The sequence below is a fragment of the Pseudarthrobacter sp. P1 genome (assembly GCF_050156935.1).
Lineage (GTDB): Bacteria > Actinomycetota > Actinomycetes > Actinomycetales > Micrococcaceae > Specibacter.
The window spans coordinates 2,882,950-2,899,710 of record NZ_CP189584.1 but is presented as its reverse complement, the minus strand read 5'-3'; the positions used below and the strand labels follow the sequence as shown (position 1 = coordinate 2,899,710).

16 protein-coding genes are annotated in these 16,761 nt (G+C 69.4%); 12 read left to right on the top strand and 4 right to left on the bottom strand.

Annotation, left to right across the window (positions count from 1 at the left end; genetic code table 11):
- Positions 1 to 64: 64 nt before the first annotated feature.
- Positions 65 to 604: an NUDIX hydrolase gene (locus tag ACQCSX_RS13715; RefSeq protein WP_427015859.1), complete on the bottom strand. Its 540-nt coding sequence runs from the start codon at positions 602 to 604 to the stop codon at positions 65 to 67.
- Between the two features lie 130 nt (positions 605 to 734).
- On the opposite strand from ACQCSX_RS13715, the gene ACQCSX_RS13710 reads away from it, so the two are divergent.
- From ACQCSX_RS13710 to ACQCSX_RS13685, 6 genes are all read left to right on the top strand, one after another.
- A complete protein-coding gene (locus ACQCSX_RS13710) occupies positions 735 to 2,252 on the top strand; it encodes a CCA tRNA nucleotidyltransferase (protein WP_427015858.1) in 1,518 nt (505 codons plus the stop codon).
- Between the two features lie 11 nt (positions 2,253 to 2,263).
- Entirely contained in the window at positions 2,264 to 2,875 is a 612-nt protein-coding gene (locus ACQCSX_RS13705) for a histidine phosphatase family protein (protein ID WP_427015857.1), read from the top strand.
- A 478-nt stretch (positions 2,876 to 3,353) separates the two neighbouring features.
- Positions 3,354 to 3,485 (top strand): hypothetical protein, encoded by a 132-nt coding sequence (locus tag ACQCSX_RS13700; RefSeq protein WP_427015856.1) that lies wholly within the window; start codon positions 3,354 to 3,356, stop codon positions 3,483 to 3,485.
- 189 nt (positions 3,486 to 3,674) lie between these two features.
- A complete protein-coding gene (locus tag ACQCSX_RS13695) occupies positions 3,675 to 5,183 on the top strand; it encodes a glycosyltransferase family 87 protein (protein WP_427015855.1) in 1,509 nt (502 codons plus the stop codon).
- Entirely contained in the window at positions 5,184 to 6,338 is a 1,155-nt protein-coding gene (locus ACQCSX_RS13690) for a lipid II:glycine glycyltransferase FemX (RefSeq protein ID WP_427015854.1), read from the top strand.
- Positions 6,322 to 7,803 carry a phytoene desaturase family protein gene (locus ACQCSX_RS13685; protein WP_427015853.1) on the top strand — a complete coding sequence of 494 codons (1,482 nt, stop codon included), beginning with the start codon at positions 6,322 to 6,324 and terminating at the stop codon, positions 7,801 to 7,803. The genes ACQCSX_RS13690 and ACQCSX_RS13685 overlap by 17 nt, the downstream gene beginning before the upstream one ends.
- A 45-nt stretch (positions 7,804 to 7,848) precedes the next feature.
- Here the strand turns inward: ACQCSX_RS13685 and ACQCSX_RS13680 are convergent, their stop codons facing one another.
- On the bottom strand, positions 7,849 to 8,454 hold the full coding sequence (locus ACQCSX_RS13680; protein WP_427015852.1) for an NAD(P)-dependent oxidoreductase: 606 nt from the start codon (positions 8,452 to 8,454) through the stop codon (positions 7,849 to 7,851).
- 92 nt (positions 8,455 to 8,546) lie between these two features.
- On the opposite strand from ACQCSX_RS13680, the gene ACQCSX_RS13675 reads away from it, so the two are divergent.
- A complete protein-coding gene (locus ACQCSX_RS13675; RefSeq protein WP_427015851.1) occupies positions 8,547 to 8,948 on the top strand; it encodes a winged helix-turn-helix transcriptional regulator in 402 nt (133 codons plus the stop codon).
- A 57-nt stretch (positions 8,949 to 9,005) separates the two neighbouring features.
- Here the strand turns inward: ACQCSX_RS13675 and ACQCSX_RS13670 are convergent, their stop codons facing one another.
- Both ACQCSX_RS13670 and ACQCSX_RS13665 read right to left on the bottom strand, forming a co-directional pair.
- Positions 9,006 to 9,704 carry an ABC transporter ATP-binding protein gene (locus tag ACQCSX_RS13670; protein WP_427015850.1) on the bottom strand — a complete coding sequence of 233 codons (699 nt, stop codon included), beginning with the start codon at positions 9,702 to 9,704 and terminating at the stop codon, positions 9,006 to 9,008.
- A 127-nt stretch (positions 9,705 to 9,831) separates the two neighbouring features.
- On the bottom strand, positions 9,832 to 10,935 hold the full coding sequence (locus ACQCSX_RS13665) for an ABC transporter permease (protein WP_427015849.1): 1,104 nt from the start codon (positions 10,933 to 10,935) through the stop codon (positions 9,832 to 9,834).
- Positions 10,936 to 11,136: 201 nt separating this feature from the next.
- Here ACQCSX_RS13665 and ACQCSX_RS13660 point away from each other — a divergent pair, with 201 nt between their 5' ends.
- The 5 genes from ACQCSX_RS13660 (at position 11,137) to ACQCSX_RS13640 (ending at position 16,656) form a co-directional block, all read left to right on the top strand.
- Entirely contained in the window at positions 11,137 to 12,588 is a 1,452-nt protein-coding gene (locus ACQCSX_RS13660; RefSeq protein ID WP_427015848.1) for a sensor histidine kinase, read from the top strand.
- A complete protein-coding gene (locus ACQCSX_RS13655; RefSeq protein WP_427015847.1) occupies positions 12,581 to 13,234 on the top strand; it encodes a response regulator in 654 nt (217 codons plus the stop codon). The genes ACQCSX_RS13660 and ACQCSX_RS13655 overlap by 8 nt, the downstream gene beginning before the upstream one ends.
- An 88-nt stretch (positions 13,235 to 13,322) precedes the next feature.
- On the top strand, positions 13,323 to 13,709 hold the full coding sequence (locus tag ACQCSX_RS13650; RefSeq protein ID WP_427015846.1) for a hypothetical protein: 387 nt from the start codon (positions 13,323 to 13,325) through the stop codon (positions 13,707 to 13,709).
- A gap of 96 nt (positions 13,710 to 13,805) precedes the next feature.
- Positions 13,806 to 14,888, top strand: a complete 1,083-nt coding sequence (locus ACQCSX_RS13645; RefSeq protein WP_427015845.1) for a C40 family peptidase — start codon at positions 13,806 to 13,808, stop codon at positions 14,886 to 14,888.
- A gap of 85 nt (positions 14,889 to 14,973) precedes the next feature.
- Positions 14,974 to 16,656 carry an ABC-F family ATP-binding cassette domain-containing protein gene (locus ACQCSX_RS13640; protein WP_427015844.1) on the top strand — a complete coding sequence of 561 codons (1,683 nt, stop codon included), beginning with the start codon at positions 14,974 to 14,976 and terminating at the stop codon, positions 16,654 to 16,656.
- The last annotated feature ends 105 nt before the right edge of the window (positions 16,657 to 16,761 follow it).

Genomic DNA, 16,761 nt, shown 5'->3' with positions numbered 1-16,761 from the left:
GGGCCCACGCTTGCCAGGTTCCCGGAAAATCGCGCCAGCGATTGTCCGGGCCGGCAAGTGGGGACTAGAAGTCGGTGGGGAGGACTTCCCGGGCGAGGTCGGCGATGCGGCGTTCATTGGGGAAGGAGAGCCGGCGGCCAAGATCGGCCAGCGGTACCCAGGCCACGTCCACGGCCTCGTGGTCGGGATCGTTTTCGATGGTGAGGAATCCGCCCGTGGCGCGCAGCAGGAAGTGGTGCACCGTCTTGTGCACGCGGTGGCCGCTGACGGTGAACCAATAGTCGATGCTGCCCAGCGGCGCCAGGACGATACCGCTGATGCCGGTCTCTTCCTCGATTTCGCGCACGGCCGCCTCGGGGTGTGATTCGACTCCCTCGGGGTGTCCCTTGGGCAGGCACCACTCGAGCCGTCCACCCCTGTTAAGGCGGGCGATAATGGCCACCCGGAGGCCGTCGTCGTGCTTGTCCACCACCACGCCGCCGGCGGAGATTTCCTCCACCGTGGGCAGCTGGGAAGCCGTGGGTGCACCCGCAGGCGCCACGTGGGCACCAATTGCCGACGGCAATGGTGTCCTCTTCGGGGCGCTGGGTACTGGGTGGGCCATGGAGACCACTCTAGCTACCTTTGGCAACTGATGATGACAGATCCGCGCGTGCCCCGCGCACCCGTTGGAGGCCCGCAATCGCCCCGCTCACGGAAGCCGCGGCGGAAAAGTCTGGCATCCTTAAAGGACTATGGAAAGCGTTCTGGATACATCCTCGTTAGACCCCGCAGTTCTTGAACTGGGCCAGCTCTTTGTCGACGCCGGCTACGAACTTTCCCTGGTGGGCGGGCCCGTCCGCGACCTCTTCCTGGGCCGCACCTCGCCCGACCTGGACTTCACCACCAACGCCACGCCGGACGAGATCCTGGCGGTGGCCAAGAAGTGGGCGGACTCGCACTGGGAAGTGGGGCGCGCGTTCGGCACCATCGGGTTCCGCAAGCGCGGGGCCAACAGGGTGCCGCTGATGATCGAGGTCACCACCTACCGCGCCGAGGCGTACGACGCCGATTCGCGCAAGCCCGTGGTGGCGTTCGGCAGCTCGCTCGAGGATGACCTGCAGCGCCGCGACTTCACCATCAACGCCATGGCCCTGCGCCTGCCCCAGCTGGACCTGGTGGACCCCTACGGCGGGGCCAAGGATCTGGCGGCGGGCGTGCTGCGCACCCCGGCGTCTCCGGAATCCTCCTTCTCCGACGATCCGCTGCGCATGATGCGCGCGGCCCGCTTCGCCTCCCAACTGGGCATCGATGTGCACCCGGACGTGCACGGGGCCATGACCGCCATGGCGGAGCGGATCGGCATCATCTCCGCCGAGCGCGTGCGCGATGAGCTGGTCAAGCTGATCTGCGGTGCGCATCCGCGCGCCGGCATCGACATCCTGGTGGAGACCGGGCTGGCCGAGATTGTGCTGCCCGAGGTTCCGGCGCTGAAGCTGGAAACGGACGAGCACCACCGGCACAAGGACGTCTACCAGCACTCGCTGCAGGTGCTGGAGCAGGCGGCCTCGCTGGAGACCGGCCCCGACGGCGCCCTGCCGGGCCCGGACTTTGTACTGCGGTTCGCGGCGTTGATGCACGACATCGGCAAGCCCGGGACGCGCCGGTTTGAAACCGGCGGCGCCGTGAGCTTTCGGCACCATGACATGGTGGGCGCCAAGCTGACGGCCAAGCGGATGAAGGCGCTGCGCTTCGACAACGATTCCATCAAGTCCGTGGCACGGCTGGTGGAGCTGCACATGCGCTTCTATGGCTACGGCGACGCCGGCTGGACGGACTCGGCCGTGCGCCGCTACGTCACTGACGCCGGACCGCAGCTGGAGCGCCTGCACCGGCTGACCCGCTCCGACGTCACCACGCGCAACCAGCGCAAGGCGGACAGGCTTTCCTTCGCCTATGACGATCTTGAAGAGCGCATTGCCGTGCTGGCCGAGCAGGAGGAGCTGGCCTCCATCCGCCCGGACCTGGACGGCGCACAGATCATGGCCCTGCTGGGACTGCGTCCGTCCCCGGTGGTGGGCCGCGCGTACAAGTTCCTCCTCGAGGAGCGGATGGAACACGGTCCGTTGAGCCCGGCGGATGCCGAGCACAAGCTTCGGGCCTGGTGGGCCGAGCAGAGCGAATCCGCTCCGGCGCCGTCCGAGGCGGGGGACGCCGTCCGCGGCGCAGAACCCGCGGCGGCATCCGCGTTCGACCAGCACGCCGACAACTAAGGAGACCCCCAGTGAGCGTTGAAGCAGTCCAGGCCAGCGGTTCCGCCCTGCCCAAGCTGTGGCTGCTGCGCCACGGGGAAACGGAATGGTCGCGCAGCGGCCAGTACACCGGACTCACGGACCTGCCGCTGACCGCCGAGGGCGAGGAGCAGGCACGTTCGGCGCGGTCCGCGCTGGCCGGCGTCGACTTTGACCTGGTGCTCACCTCCCCGCTGCAGCGCGCCCGCACGACGGCGGGGCTTGCCGGCTTCCCGGACGCCCTGGTGGAGCCCTCGGCGGTCGAATGGAACTACGGGGACTACGAGGGCATCAACTCCGCCGAGGTCAGGGAGCAGAACCCGGGCTACCTGATCTGGGACGACGGCGTGCCCAACGGCGAGACGCTGGCCCAGGTTGCGGCGCGCGCGGACAGCATTGTCGAACGGGTGCGCCGGCCGCAGCCCGACGGGACAGTGGTGGGCAACGCCCTGCTGGTGGCCCATGGACATTTCCTGCGCGTGCTCAGCGCCCGGTGGCTCGGACTGGATGCGGGCGAGGGCAGGCACTTCCTGCTGGGCACCGCCAAGGTCTGCACGCTGGGCTGGGACAAGAAGACCCCCGCCATCGAGGCCTGGGGACTCTAAAGCGGCCCCGAATAAAGAAATGTAAAAACATTTTTGCAAATGTCTTTCCACCTGCTCCGGTTATGGGGTAGGTTTACTTGTGGTTCGAGGCAATCGCCTGAACCTCCGCGCACCAGGGAATAGGAGGCCATGATGATTACAATCCAGACCGCAGAGTTCGGCAATGTACTGGCCCCTGCTGGCTGCGCGCGGCGCGCTTCGTAACGGAATACTCCGGAACAGTGCGCTAGGCCCGGCAGGCTAAGCCGCAGGCCCCTCCCTTTTCACCCGCGGTGCTGTGCACCGCCCAGGCGTGAGACAGGTCCGCCGCTTTCCGGCCACTCCCGTACGGGTTCGAACCCTGGCATAAACAATTCGCGCTGTTTTATGCCCAAATACCGCCAATTCACAGTGTTTCAATTGGCTTTATTTGCTGCGCCCCCAAATGGCAAACCCGGCCCTCTATTGTCCTTCGACCGCATGAAAGGAGGTGGCACCCATGCACCCCTTGACCTCTCTGTCCAGCATCAAGGGGATCTTCTTCACGCCCGTCGACCAGAACCGGATCGACAGCGCCCGCCAGGCACACCAGCAGGAAATCCTGAAGCTGACCATCATGACCATCCGCTAGGTGCGCCCGCGCCCTCCAATTGAAGGGAGGTCCGGAATGTCCATTACACATTCCCTGTGGCAGGTCCGCCGCGGACACGGCCCCTTGACCGCTCCACAGCAGCCCACGCCGGCCCGCGTGGGCTGCTCCATTTAACGCCCGCCCGGTGCGGACCAATGCCGCGCAGAAGCTGCGGGTAAGCTCAAATCCATGCAGGAATCCCACCCCTCCACGCCCGCCAAGCGATCGCGCATTGTTGTGCCCTCGCGCAGCGATGCGCTGTTGTCGAAAATGACCGAGGTGGCCGGCGGGCCGCTGGGCCGGCACACGGCACCGGGCAGCGTCGACCCCGGGTTCTTCACCGTGGAGCGCGTGCTGGTGGTGCTGGTGGTGGTGTCCGCCTTTGTGGCCCTGCTGTTCAAATTCCACTGCCGCGAGGCCGGCTGGACCACGCCGGACCAATATTCCACCACGTGCTGGTCCGCGATCCCCAACACCTTCGCGGACAAAAACCTGGCGGAGCTGTTCCCCTTCTTCAGCCCGGGCAGCACCTTTGATGCCCCGCCGCTGGCCGGGATCCTGGCGGGCGCCACCGCCTGGCTGACGGTGCCGGCAGGAACGGGGGCTGTGCGCCAGCTGGCGTTCTTCGACCTCAATGCCGCCCTGCTCACCGCTGCTTGGCTGGTGGCAGTGCTGGCGATGGCCCGCAGCATGCGCCGCCGCCCATGGGATGCGGCCATGCTGGCGGCCAGCCCGCTCCTGCTCTTTGCGGCCTTCAGCAGTTGGGATCTGTGGGCCGTGGCCCTGGTTGCCGTGGGTCTGGGGCTCTTTGCGCGGAAACGGACCTTCGCCGCCGGCGCCGTGCTTGGCCTGGCCTCCGGGGTGCAGCCCTACGCCCTGCTGGTGGTGGTGGTGATCGTGCTGCTGGCGCTGCGCGGCGGAACTCTGGTGCGGGCGCTGGAAACCACCGCCGCGGCCGCCCTTGGCTGGCTTGTCCCGGTGCTGGCCGTGCTGGTGGCCAACCCGCCGGCCTGGACGGCCTTCATCAGCAATGGTGTGAATGCGGAACCCGCGCCGTCGTCCATCTACGGCGCCTGGAACCTGGTCGCCGTGCGGCTTGGCCTGGCGCCGATGGAGGTGGCGGCAGCCAACACTGTCCAACTGGTGCTGCTCATCGTGTGCGCCGCACTGGTGGCCACCCTCGCGCTGGGGGCCGCCCGCCGCCCGCGCGTTGGGCAGTTGGCCTTCCTGCTGGTGGCCGCCTACACGCTGACGGACAAGCATGCCGCGCCGGAACAGGCGCTCTGGCTGTTGCCACTGCTGGCGCTGGCCCACCCGAAGTGGCGCACCATGCTGCTCTGGCAGCTGGCGGCCGTGCTGCACTACCTGGCGCTGCTGCTCTTCCAGGGTCTGGAACGCGGCGACGGCAATGCCCAGCACTCCATCGACATGCCGTACTTTGTGCTGGCCGCGCTGGCCTACGGGTTGGCGACCATTGCCGTCATGGGCGTGGTGGTCCGCGACATCCTGCGTCCGGACTTTGACGTGGTGCGCCGGGCCGGCGCCGACGATCCGCAGGGCGGGGTGTTGGAGTTTGCCCCGGACGTGCTGGCCCTGCGGCCGGGCCGGCACTCCGGGCACGCCCCCGAGGCTCGGCTACCCTTGAATGCGGGCGACAACGAATCCGCCGCCAGCCCCGCGCAAGGAGAACATCCCTAAGTGAATGCCGTGCCCTACCGCCACGAAGAACTGACCCCGGCCCGCTTTGACGAGCTGGTGGAGGCACACCCCGGCACGGTGGTGCCGCTGGAGCAGACACCGCAGTGGGCCGCCTTCGAGCGGGACTCCGGGCGGAAGCCGCTGGGCATCTTCGCCTACTTTGACGATTCCCTGCCCGGCGACGGGCTGGTGGCGCTGGCCGCCTACCTGCACTCCACGCGCCGGCTGCGCGAGTCCATGGTGGTGGTGAACGGCCCGGTGTTCTTCGTCCCGCGCACTCCGGCGGCCGAGGCCCGGTTCCTGGCTACCGTGAAGGCCCAATTTGCCTCCGACGCGCGGGTGGATCCGGTGTTTGTCCGGCTGCAGGTGGAGCATCCGGCGTCGGCACTGAATCCAGTGCCCATCGCCACGGCGCTGGAACCGGGCTGGTACGACCGCGAGATTGTGGTTGACCTGACGTTGGACGAGAAGGAACTGCTGGCCAGCTTCCGGCCCAACGCCCGGCAAAGCATCCGCAAGGCCACCCGGGCCGGCGTCGAGATCCGCACCATCGATCGCAGCGAGCGGCTGGAGCTGTTCAGCACGGCGCTGTACCCGATCATGGCCGAGACCGCCGCCCGCGATGGCTTCGCCTCGTTCAGCTCCGACTACTACCGGATGCTGCTGGCGTCCCTGGACGAGTGCACGGAGCTGCTGGTGGCCTACCACGAAGGCGTGCCCGTCAGCTGGCTGATCACCACCGAATACCGCGGCTACTCCGTCTACTACTTTGCCGCGAGCTCCGCGGCGGCGCGGGCGGTGTTTGCCCCCTACCTGCTGCTGTGGGAAAGCTTCAAAATGCTCAAGGAGCGCGGCAACCACAGCTGCGGCCTGACCGGCATCGTCTCAGAGACCTACCCATCGCTGGCGAACGTGACCACCTTCAAGCGCAATTTCTCCAAGAACGTGGTGGTGCTGCCCACCACCTTCGACGTGCCGCTGAAGCGGACGCAGTATGCGCTGCTGTCCGCGGCGCTGCGCGTGCGCCGGCAGGGGCCCGGCGCCGTGCGGAAGGTCGTGGCCGCGGTGGCAGCCGTTCCGGGGCAGCTGGGCCGTTTGGGCCGTTTGGGCCGGCTGGCCCGGTCCAAACGGCAAGGCGATGGCTCCGCTGGCTAGCACGCACGACGCCGTCGTCGTCGGTGCCGGGCCCAACGGCCTGGCCGCAGCGCTCACCCTGGCCCGCGCCGGGTTGAAGGTGCGCGTCTACGAACAGGCGCCGACGGTCGGTGGCGGGGCACGCAGCTCCGCGTTGACGCTGCCCGGCTTCCTGCATGACGTCTGCTCCGCGGTGCACCCGATGGCGCTGGCCTCGCCGTTCTTCCAAGCCTTTGAGCTGGAAAAGCGCGTGCAGATGCGGGTGCCGGAGATCTCCTATGCGCACCCGCTCGACGGCGGCCGGGCCGGCATCGCCTACCGCGACCTGGACCGCACGGCGGCGGCCCTCGGGCGCGATGGCGCGGCCTACCGCGGCCTGTACGCGCCGCTGGTGCGGATGCTGGACGGCATCACCGACTTCACCTCGCACCAGCTGCTGCGGATGCCGCGGGACCCGCTGGCGGCGCTGGTCTACGGGCTGCGCACGCTGGAACAGGGATCGCCGCTGTGGAACGTGCGCTTCCGCGGGGACGTGGCGCCGGCCATGGTGGCCGGCGTGGATGCACATTCGCTGGGCCGGATGCCCCGGCTTTCCACCGCCGGCGCCGGGATGCTGCTGGGGGCGCATGCGCACGCGCGCGGCTGGCCGGTGCCGGCGGGCGGCTCGCAGGCCATCGCCGACGCCATGGCCGAGGATTTGCTGGCGCACGGCGGGGACATCGTGCTGGAGCGGATGGTGGCCAGCACGGCCGAGGTGCGGGCCGAGACGGGGGCGAGGGCCATCCTGCTGGATGTCTCGGCGGCCGCCCTGGCGGAGCTGGCGGGCCCGGAACTCCCGGCGGCGTACCTGCGCAGGCTGGCCGGGTTCAAATATGGAAACGGCGCCTGCAAGGTCGATTTTGCGCTCTCCGGGCCGGTGCCATGGACCCATCCCGAGCTGGCCAACGCCCCGACGCTGCATCTGGGCGGCAGCCGGGCCGCACTGGCGCGCTCCGAGGCGGAGGTGGCGGCGGGGAAGCACCCCACCAATCCATACGTGTTGGTGAGCCAGCCGTCGCCGCTGGACCCGGGCCGGGCGCCGTCGGGCTCGGCCGTGCTCTGGTCCTACACGCATGTGCCGGCGGGCTCCACCGTGGACAGGGCCGAGGCCGTCACCCGGCAGATCGAGCGGTTTGCGCCCGGCTTCCGCGACGTCATCCTGGCCACGAACACCATTACGGCCGACGAGTACGGGCGGTACAACCCGAACTACATCGGCGGGGACTTCAGCTCGGGGGCGGTCACCTTGCGCCAGCTGCTCAAACGGCCGGTGGTCTCCACCCAACCGTGGAAGACCCCGGCCGAGGGCGTGTACCTGTGCTCGTCCTCGACCCCGCCGGGGCCGGCCGTGCATGGGCTCTGTGGCTGGTATGCCGCGCAAAGCGCGCTGAAGGACGTGTTCGGACTCGGCGCCCCGCACCTGGGGTACGGGGCGCCGGAGTCCTGATCCGCTGCCTGTGGCGGCGGCCGGCGGCCGGCCGGCAGTCCGTGGCTAGTTGGCGACGGTGTAGCGGGACCGGCGGTGCGCCGGGGTCTCCAGCTCGTCGAGGGCGGCCACGGCAAAGTCCGACGTGGTGATGCTCTCGCCGGCCGGGGAATCGGTGCCCAGCTTGTAGCTGCCGGTGCGCTCGCCCGGGAAGATGGCCGGGGCCGGAGCCTGCATGGTCCAGTCGACCGACTCCGGGGCGGCCTTGACGGTGTCGTACAGGGCGGCCATGGTCAGCGCCTCGGGCTTGTAGGCCTCGGGGAAGTCCGGGAGGTCCACCAGGCGGGTGCCGTTGATGGTCAGCGCGCCGGCGCCGCCCACCACGAACACGCGGGTACCGCCGACGGCGCCCACGGCGGTGGCCATGTCGTTGAGCCAGACCTGGTGGTCGCCGCCGGTGCGGCTGGGACCGGTGGCCAGCACGACGGCGTCGTGCGCCGCGGCGACGGCGGCGACGGCCGCGGCGTCGCCCAGCTGGGCCGCCAAGGCGGTGGCACCCTCGACGGCGGAACCGCTGCGGGACACTGCCGTGACCTCGTGGCCGCGGCGCAGGGCCTCTGCCGTGATCTGCGAACCGACCATTCCCGTGGCGCCGAATACTGCAATCTTCATGGTGGACTCCCTTGAGTTCTGTGGTCTTAGCTGCTTGCTGCTCCTAGAGTATCTTTTGGAAACTGATGGCCGCAACGGAATATACTTACCCAATGGATACCATCAGCGTCCCGGCCAACATCTTCGACCCGGCCTGCCCGTCCCGCGTGGTCTTTGCCCGCATCGGCGACAAGTGGGCGTCGCTGGTGATCCAGGTGCTGGCCGACGGGCCGCTGCGTTTTTCCGAGCTCCGCGGCATGGTCTCCGTGGTGACGCCGAAGGTGCTCACCCAGACGCTGCGCGCACTGGAACGGGACGGACTGCTCAAGCGGACGGTCTTTGCCCAGGTGCCCCCGCGCGTCGACTATGAACTCACGCCGCTGGGCCATACGCTGCTGGAGCCGCTGGCCGCGCTGCGCGCCTGGGCCGAGTCCAATGTGGCAGCCATGCTCACCGCCCGGGATAGCTATGACGAGGCCCGGGACGAGGCAATCCTCTCCGGCCGGCCCAACTAGGGCGCAGTTATCGTTCATTCCGGTGCCGGAATGAACGATAACTGCGCCCTAGATGACTCAGTGGATGGACGGGATGGCGGCGGTGAGCCTGCCGTCGCGCATGGTGGCGACGGCGTCGGTCAGCGGGACAAATTCGGTGTCGTGGGTGACCATGACGGTGGCCACCGAGAACTCGTCGGTGATGCGGCGCAGCAGCCGGACGATGGCCTCGCTGCGTTCGTGGTCCAGGGCTGCGGTGGGCTCGTCCACCAGCAGCACGGTGGGCCGCCCCATCAGCGCGCGGGCGATGTTGACGCGCTGGCGCTGGCCGCCGGAGAGCTGGTGCGGGCGCTTGTGGGCCTCCGCCCCCAGTCCGACGACGTCGAGCAGCTCGGCGGCCTTGCCGCGGGCCGCACGCAGCGCCCTGCCGCGCAGGTGGTCGGCAATCACCAGCTGCTCGGCGGCGGTCAGTGCCGGGAGCAGGTTGGGCTGCTGGAAGATGATGCCGATCTTCTCCCGGCGCAGGGCGGTGCGCTCCTTCTCGGCCAGAGCCGAGGTGTCCGTTCCGTCGATGAGGACCAGGCCGCCGGTGGGGCGGACCAGCGTGGCGGCGGTGGCCAGCAGGCTGGACTTCCCGGAGCCGGAGGGGCCCACCAGGGACAGGAACTGGCCGGCTTCGACGCAGAGGCTGACGTTGTCCAGGGCCGTGACGGTGCCGGCGCCGTCGGGGTAGTCCAGGGTGGTGTTGACGAGGGAGAGGGCTGCGGTGCTGTTCATGGGGTCCTTTGGTGGTGTGGGGCGGGGGTCTCGACAGGCTCGACCAGCGGGGCGGCTCGGCCGGCGGGGTGGTTCGGCCGGCGGGGTGGTTCGGCCGGCGGGGTGGTTCGGCCGGCGGGGTGCCGGGTCAGCTGCCGCCAAGGGCCAGCAGGGGATCGACCCGGGTGACGCGGCGGACGGCCAGCGCGGCGCCGGCCAGGCCCAGGGCCACGATGCCCAACACGGGCACCAGCACCGTTGCTGGCGTCAGCAGGAAGGGGGCGGCCTGGGCGGCGAAGAAACCGCCCACCATGCCCACCAACCCTCCGGCCAGGGCTCCGGCCAGCAGCACCAGCGCGGCCTGGGTGAGGGCGTCGCGCAGCAGGTAGCCGGGCGCCGCGCCCATCGCCTTGAGCACAGCGATGTCGCGGGTGCGCTGGACGGTCCAGACCGTCAGGAAGGCCACGATCACCAGGGCGGAGATGCCATAGAGGAAGCCCTGCATCATCAACAACGAGCCGTTCTCGCTCTTGTAGCCGCCCAGGGCCTGGAACGATCCCGTCCGGCTGGTGCTCACGGTGTGCGCGCTCTGGTTGGCCGCCTCCGTGTCCACGGCGCCGCCGTCGTAGGTCACGGCCACCACCGTGCCCACCTGGGCCGGATCGGTGAGGTGGGCCAGCGCCGACCAGTCGGCCAGCGAGGTCCAGACCACCGGGGTGTGGGAGTACCACTGGTCTTCGACGACGGCGCCGATGCGCAGCTCCCGGCCACCCACCGTGGCCAGGTCCCCGGCAGACAGGCCGAGCTCCGCGGCAATGGAGGCCGGAACCAGGGCTGAGCCGTCCGCCATCGGCCCCGGGGCCAGACCACCGCCGGGGGCAACGCCAAAGACCGCAACATTGGCCGTCCCCTTGGTCTCACCCACGCCCTGGAAACGGGTCTGGCTGATGCCCAGCGGCGTGGCGGAGGCGACGCCGTCGGCCGCGGCCCAGGCCTGCACCTGGGCGGCCGTGGCCTCGCTTTCGGTGAAGGAGGCCTTGGCGTCGATGGCCCCCGGGGCGCCAAAGGCGATGATGTCCACCGCCCGGCCGGAGGGCGCACCCAGCCCGGCAAGGGCGGAGGTGGACTGGTTGCCCAGGCCTGCGGTGAGGCCGGAGAGCAGCACCAGCAGCAGTGAGATCAGGGCGACCACCCCACCCATGAGCGCAAAGCGCCCCTTGGCAAAACGGATGTCGCGGAGGGCCAGGAACATGGTGGTTTCCTCTTTCTGCAGTGGTCCCGGAAGGGGCCGGTGGCGGGCCCCGGATGGGTGGAGCGGGGCATGTTTCCACTCTTCCGCCAAAGCCCCCGCGGGGAATCGGGGGAGAGGATGGTCCCCGGGATCCGGGTGGTTGACGCCCGGATCAACCGTTTGGTTGACCCGGCAGGGTGGCGGGGCACCTAAGCTGGTGGCATGTCTGCCCTGGATCAACCCCCGACCACCAGCGCCGCCATCCTGCGGTTCCTGCGCGTGACCTTGCACGTGGGGTTCGCCGTGTTGTTGGCGGTGGCCCTGGTGCGCCTGCTCTCCGGCGGCCTGATGCGCCCGGAGCGCTACCTCCTGGTGGCCGGCGCGCTGGCCCTGGCCACGGTGTATCTGCTTGGCACCGTGGCGGAAAAGCGCTTCGCCTCCGGACGCAGCGCACTGGACCCATCGCGCTACGCCGTGCCCTGGGTGGCAGCCGTGGTTCTCCTCTGGGGCCTGCTGCTGGCCGGGCACGCCGAGTTCTCCTGGCTGGCCTTTCCGCTCTTCTTCCTGATCCTGCACTTGCTCCAGCGCTGGGTCGCCCTGATGGTGGTGGCGCTGATGACCGCTGCGGTGGTGTGGGCGCAGTGGAGTGCCAGCGGCACCGCACTGCCTGAAACGGCCGCCGTCGTGGGCCCCGTCCTGGGCGCGGCCTTTGCCGTGGTGACCAGCCAGGCCTACAAGCTCCTGTACCGCGAGAGCGAGGGCCACCGGCTGGCCGCGGAGGAGCTGCGGCGCACCCGCTCGGAACTGGCCGCCAGCCAGCACGAGGCCGGCGTGCTGGCCGAGCGGGCCCGCCTCGCCCGGGAAATCCACGACACCCTGGCCCAGGGCTTTTCGTCCATCGTGCTGGTGTCCCGGGCGGCGGAAAAGTCCCTCGCCGGCGGCGACATCGGCTCGGCTGTGGAGTCGCTGGTGATGGTCCGCCGCACGGCCAGCGAAAACCTGGCCGAGGCACGCAACTTCGTCCGCGGGCTCTCGTCCCCGCTGCTGGAGGCCGACGGCGGCGGCCCGGAGGCGGAAACTGGTGCGGAGGCGGAAACCGGTGTGAAGCCCGCACCGGAGGAGTCCGCGGCAGAGCCGGCCGCTGCGGAACCCGCTCCGGCAAAGCCCGCTGCGGTGGCCCCGGCCGCTTCCGTGGTCAATCCGCTGGTGGAAAGCCTGCGCCGGCTGTGCTCGAAGACTGAGCTGGAGGCGGCCGCACGGGGGGTGGGCCTGCGCTGCAGGTTTGCGTTGGCGGGTGCCCCGGTGGAGCTGCCGCAGCCGTATCAGGTGATGCTGCTGCGGGCCGCCCAGGCCAGCCTGGCCAATGTGTGGGTGCACGCGCAGGCCAGCACCGCCGTCGTCACCCTGGGCTTCCTGGACACCGAGGTGACCCTTGACATCTACGACGACGGCGTGGGCTTTGAGCCATTGGGGACCGCTGGCGGGACGATCGGCGACGGGCCCGGAGCAGGGGACGGCAGCGGCTTTGGGCTGCGCTCCCTGCGCGAGCGGGTGTCGGCCCAGCAGGGGTCGCTGGCGATTGAATCGGCGCCCGGCGAGGGGACGGTGGTGGCCATCCGGCTGCCGCTGGAGGCCGGTCCGTCCGGGACCGAAGGCGCGGAAGACCGTGGCTGAGATCCGCATTCTGCTGGTGGACGACCACCCCGTGGTCCGGGCCGGGCTGCGCGCCATGCTCGCCGGATTCGAGGGCATGGCGGTGGTGGCCGAGGCCGCGGAGGGTGCCGCCGCCGTGGCGGAAATCGAGCGGCTGCGGCTGCTGGGCGAGCCGGTGGACGTGGTGCTGATGGACTTGCAGATGGGCGCCGGGCTCGACGGCGTGAGCGCCACGGCCCGGATCAAGGACCTGGCGTCCCCGCCGCCGGTGCTCATCCTCACCACCTACGACACCGATGCGGACATTCTGGCGGCGGTGGAGGCCGGGGCCAGCGGCTACATGCTCAAGGATGCCCCGCCGGAGCAGATCCGCGCGGCCGTCGCGTCGGCAGCCGCCGGCCAGACCGCGCTGTCGCCGGAAGTGGCGGCACGGCTGATGGGCCGCATCCGCAACCCGGAACCGGCGCTGTCGGCCCGCGAGGTGGAGCTGGTGGAGCTGCTGGCCACCGGCATGACCAACCGGGCCATTGCCCGCGCGCTGTTCATTTCCGAAGCCACGGTGAAAACGCATTTGGTCCACATCTTCGCGAAGCTGGGAGTGGACAACCGGACGGCCGCCATCGCGGCGGCCACCGCCCGTCGGATCATCCGGACCGGCGGACGGTAGCGGTAAAAATGAATTCTCCGCAGCCGCTGCGCACCGCCGCCCCCGGTGCTACGCTCCCAATAGCGACTCCAACGAAGGGACTGCGGCCATGGGCGTAGCGCAACTGACAGAGGTTAGCGCCGAGGAATCCGGCGATGTCATTCGAGTGGAATTTGTGCTTGACAAACCCCTGCCCAACCATGGGAGCTACCTGCTGGGTGTGGTGGCCGCCAGCTCGGACTATTCCCACCAGCGCCGGCTGTCCATCGAGTTCATCGACGGCGACGTGGTGGACTTTTCCACCTTCAACCATGAGCAGGTGGACCAGGAACACCACGACAAGTCCTTCGTCCACAGTGACGGGACAAGGGTGCGGGCCAGCTTCCCGGCGTCCTCCATCAGCGGTCTGGGCCGCGGGCGGATCGTGACGGCGTACAGCCACGCCGACGGCGAGGAAATCCAGTCCAAAGTGCCCGTCACCACCGCGGGCTTTTAATTCGACCCCTTTGTATTAATTGGCTGGCCCTGTCGGCCAGCCGATGTCGCGCGTACCCTCTGAACAACTGCACATGCCGTAACAGGAGGTCTCCTTGTGAAGGATCCGGCAACGCCCGGAAAGGGCTATCAAGTGGCGATGGCGGCGGTGTGTGCCGTGTTGTCGGGTGCAGGATTCTTTACAGCGACGGCGTTTGCCCAGTCCGGCACGGCCACGCCGCTGGTGCTTGCCGCCGGACCGATCGCCGGGGTTGAACCCTGGACCGTGTCGCAGCCGATGACTCCAGCGAACACCAAGATCGGCTTTGCCAGCGTGTGGGTGATGGCCCAGTCCCAGGCCAAACCGCCCGCCGCGACCTTCCCGGACCCCGGCAGCGTGCCAGGCGTGGTGGGCACCATGTCAGCCACCGTCCAGGCAGCCATCATCAAGGCCGCCTACGAAGGCTTGGGGCATCCCTATGTCTGGGGTGGCACCAGCTACCAGAACGGGTGGGACTGCTCCGGTTTTGTGCAGTGGGCCTACCGGCAGGCCGGGCTGCAATTGCCCCGCACCGAGCAGTGGGAGGCCATGGTGCCCACCTCCACCCCGCAGCCCGGGGACCTGGTGGTGCAGAACACCGACGGTCCCAACCACTGGTCCCACGTGGGACTGTATGTGGGCGACGGCAAGATGATCAGCGCACTCAATCCGGGCGTGGGGACGGTGCTCCTGCGGACGGCCCTGACCGAGGTCACCGGAAAATCGATGTACTTCACGCTGGTCGATCCGCAGGCGGCGAGGGATCGGGATCTCCTCTTCCCCGTGCCGGCCGAGACGCCGACGACGACGCCCACGGCAACGCCGTCGCCCAGCCCCAAGCCGACTCCCCAGCCGACCGCGACGCCCACGCCGACCGCGACGCCGACTATGACGTCCAAGCCGACGGCAACGCCCACGCCGTCCAAGCCGGCCGCGACACCCACGCCCACACCGACGCCGACTCCGACACCCACGCCCACACCGACGCCGACTCCGACACCAACACCGTCGCCGTCGGCCACCCCGACCCCCACTGCAACAGTAAAGCCCACACCGAGTCCCAAACCGACGGCCACACCCAGCCCCACGGCGTCGCCGGGCGCAACAAGCACAGCAACAGGCACTCCAACAAGCACCCCGACCGGGACGCCGAAGCCCTAGCCGGTGCCTCGACCGTGGGGCGGTTGCGCCGCCGTCGTTCTCCGGCCGTTCCCGCGAAGGGCGGCCCGGATGGGAGGATTGGCGTGTGGGACATATCGACGTAGCGAACATTGACTATCACCTCTCCGACGGCCGGCAGCTGCTGAACGGGGTGAACTTCCGTGTGGCCGACGGCGCCAAGACCGCGCTGATCGGGCCCAATGGAACAGGCAAGACCACCCTGCTGCGCATCATCTGCGGCGACATTTCCGCGGACGAGGGCGTGGTGTCGCGCTCGGGCAACATGGGCGTGATGCGCCAGTTCGTGGGCCAGGTGCGCGATGAGACCACCGTGCGCGAGCTGCTGCTGTCCGTGGCCTCGCCCGGGGTGGCCGCCGCCGGTGCCGCCGTCGACGCCGCGGAGCTGGCCATGCTGGAGCACGACGACGAGCCCACCCAGATGGCGTACGCCCAGGCGATTGCCGATTGGGGCGACGCCGGCGGCTACGAGATGGAGACCACCTGGGACGAGGTCACCATGGCCGCGATGGGCGTGGACTTCTACAAGGCGCAGCACCGCAAGGCCTCCACGCTCAGCGGCGGCGAGCAGAAGCGCCTGGTCCTGGAGGCCCTCTTCAGCGGCCCGGACGAGATCCTGCTGCTGGACGAGCCGGACAACTACCTTGACGTGCCCGGCAAGCGCTGGCTCGAGGCCAAGCTGGCCGCCAGCGACAAGTCCGTGCTGTTCGTCAGCCACGACCGTGAGCTGCTGGCCAACGCCGCCGACCGCATTGTGACCCTGGAGCCGGGCATCAACGGCGCCTCCAGCTGGACGCACGGCGGCGCCTTTGAGTCCTACATCCAAGCCCGCGCGGACCGCAACGCCCGCTTCGAGGAGCTGCGCCGGCGCTGGGACGAGGAGCACATCAAGCTCAAGGAGCTGGTGAACATGTACAAGAACAAGGCCGCGTTCCGCTCCGACATGGCCAACCGGTACCAGGCCGCCCAGACGCGGCTGGCCAAGTTCCTCGAGGCCGGGCCGCCCGAGGCGCTGCCCATCGAGCAGAACGTGAAGATGCGGCTCAAGGGCGGGCGCACGGCCAAGCGCGCCATCGTGGCGCAGAAGCTGGAACTCACCGGGCTGATGAAGCCGTTCGACGCCGAGATCTGGTTTGGCGACAGGGTGGCCGTGCTGGGCTCCAACGGCTCCGGGAAGTCCCACTTCCTGCGCCTGCTGGCCGCCGGTGGATCGGACCCGGACAAGGAACATGAGCCGGTCTCCGAGGTGGAGATTGCCCACGTCCCGCACACCGGCTCGGTGAAGCTGGGCGCACGCATCCGCCCCGGCTTCTTCGCCCAGACGCATGCGCGCCCCGACCTGCTGGGCCGGGCGCTGCTGGACATCCTGCACCGCGGCGACGAGCACCGCTCGGGCCTGGGCCGTGAGGCTGCCGCCGGTGCGCTGGACCGCTACGGGCTGGCCTCCAGCTCCGAGCAGAAGTACGACTCCCTCTCCGGCGGGCAGCAGGCACGTTTCCAGATCCTGCTGCTGGAGCTCTCCGGCGCCACGCTGCTCCTGCTCGATGAGCCCACCGACAACCTGGACCTGCACTCGGCCGAGGCGCTGGAGAAGGCGATCGACGCCTTCGAGGGCACCGTGCTGGCCGTGACCCACGACCGCTGGTTTGCCCGCGGCTTCGACAGGTTCTTCGTCTTCGGCTCCGACGGCAAGGTGTACGAGAACTCCGAGCCCGTCTGGGACGAGAAGCGGGTCCAGCGCGCCCGCTGACCTACCTTGTCCCAAGGCCCGCACGCTCGGCGTCCGCCGCAGGTGCGGGCTGCCGCGAGGTGGCACCAAAAGTGCCCGGAAGCAGTGGTTTTGCTGCTTCCGGGC

Bases quoted from the DNA above. Each gene is read 5' to 3' on its own strand.
- ACQCSX_RS13665 (WP_427015849.1), bottom strand. From the start codon at position 10,935: ATGTTCCTGGCCCTCCGCGACATCCGTTTTGCCAAGGGGCGCTTTGCG.
- ACQCSX_RS13670 (WP_427015850.1), bottom strand. From the start codon at position 9,704: ATGAACAGCACCGCAGCCCTCTCCCTCGTCAACACCACCCTGGACTAC.
- ACQCSX_RS13680 (WP_427015852.1), bottom strand. From the start codon at position 8,454: ATGAAGATTGCAGTATTCGGCGCCACGGGAATGGTCGGTTCGCAGATC.
- ACQCSX_RS13675 (WP_427015851.1), top strand. From the start codon at position 8,547: ATGGATACCATCAGCGTCCCGGCCAACATCTTCGACCCGGCCTGCCCG.
- ACQCSX_RS13700 (WP_427015856.1), top strand. From the start codon at position 3,354: ATGCACCCCTTGACCTCTCTGTCCAGCATCAAGGGGATCTTCTTCACG.
- ACQCSX_RS13695 (WP_427015855.1), top strand. From the start codon at position 3,675: ATGCAGGAATCCCACCCCTCCACGCCCGCCAAGCGATCGCGCATTGTT.
- ACQCSX_RS13715 (WP_427015859.1), bottom strand. From the start codon at position 604: ATGGCCCACCCAGTACCCAGCGCCCCGAAGAGGACACCATTGCCGTCG.
- ACQCSX_RS13660 (WP_427015848.1), top strand. From the start codon at position 11,137: ATGTCTGCCCTGGATCAACCCCCGACCACCAGCGCCGCCATCCTGCGG.
- ACQCSX_RS13650 (WP_427015846.1), top strand. From the start codon at position 13,323: ATGGGCGTAGCGCAACTGACAGAGGTTAGCGCCGAGGAATCCGGCGAT.
- ACQCSX_RS13685 (WP_427015853.1), top strand. From the start codon at position 6,322: ATGGCTCCGCTGGCTAGCACGCACGACGCCGTCGTCGTCGGTGCCGGG.
- ACQCSX_RS13710 (WP_427015858.1), top strand. From the start codon at position 735: ATGGAAAGCGTTCTGGATACATCCTCGTTAGACCCCGCAGTTCTTGAA.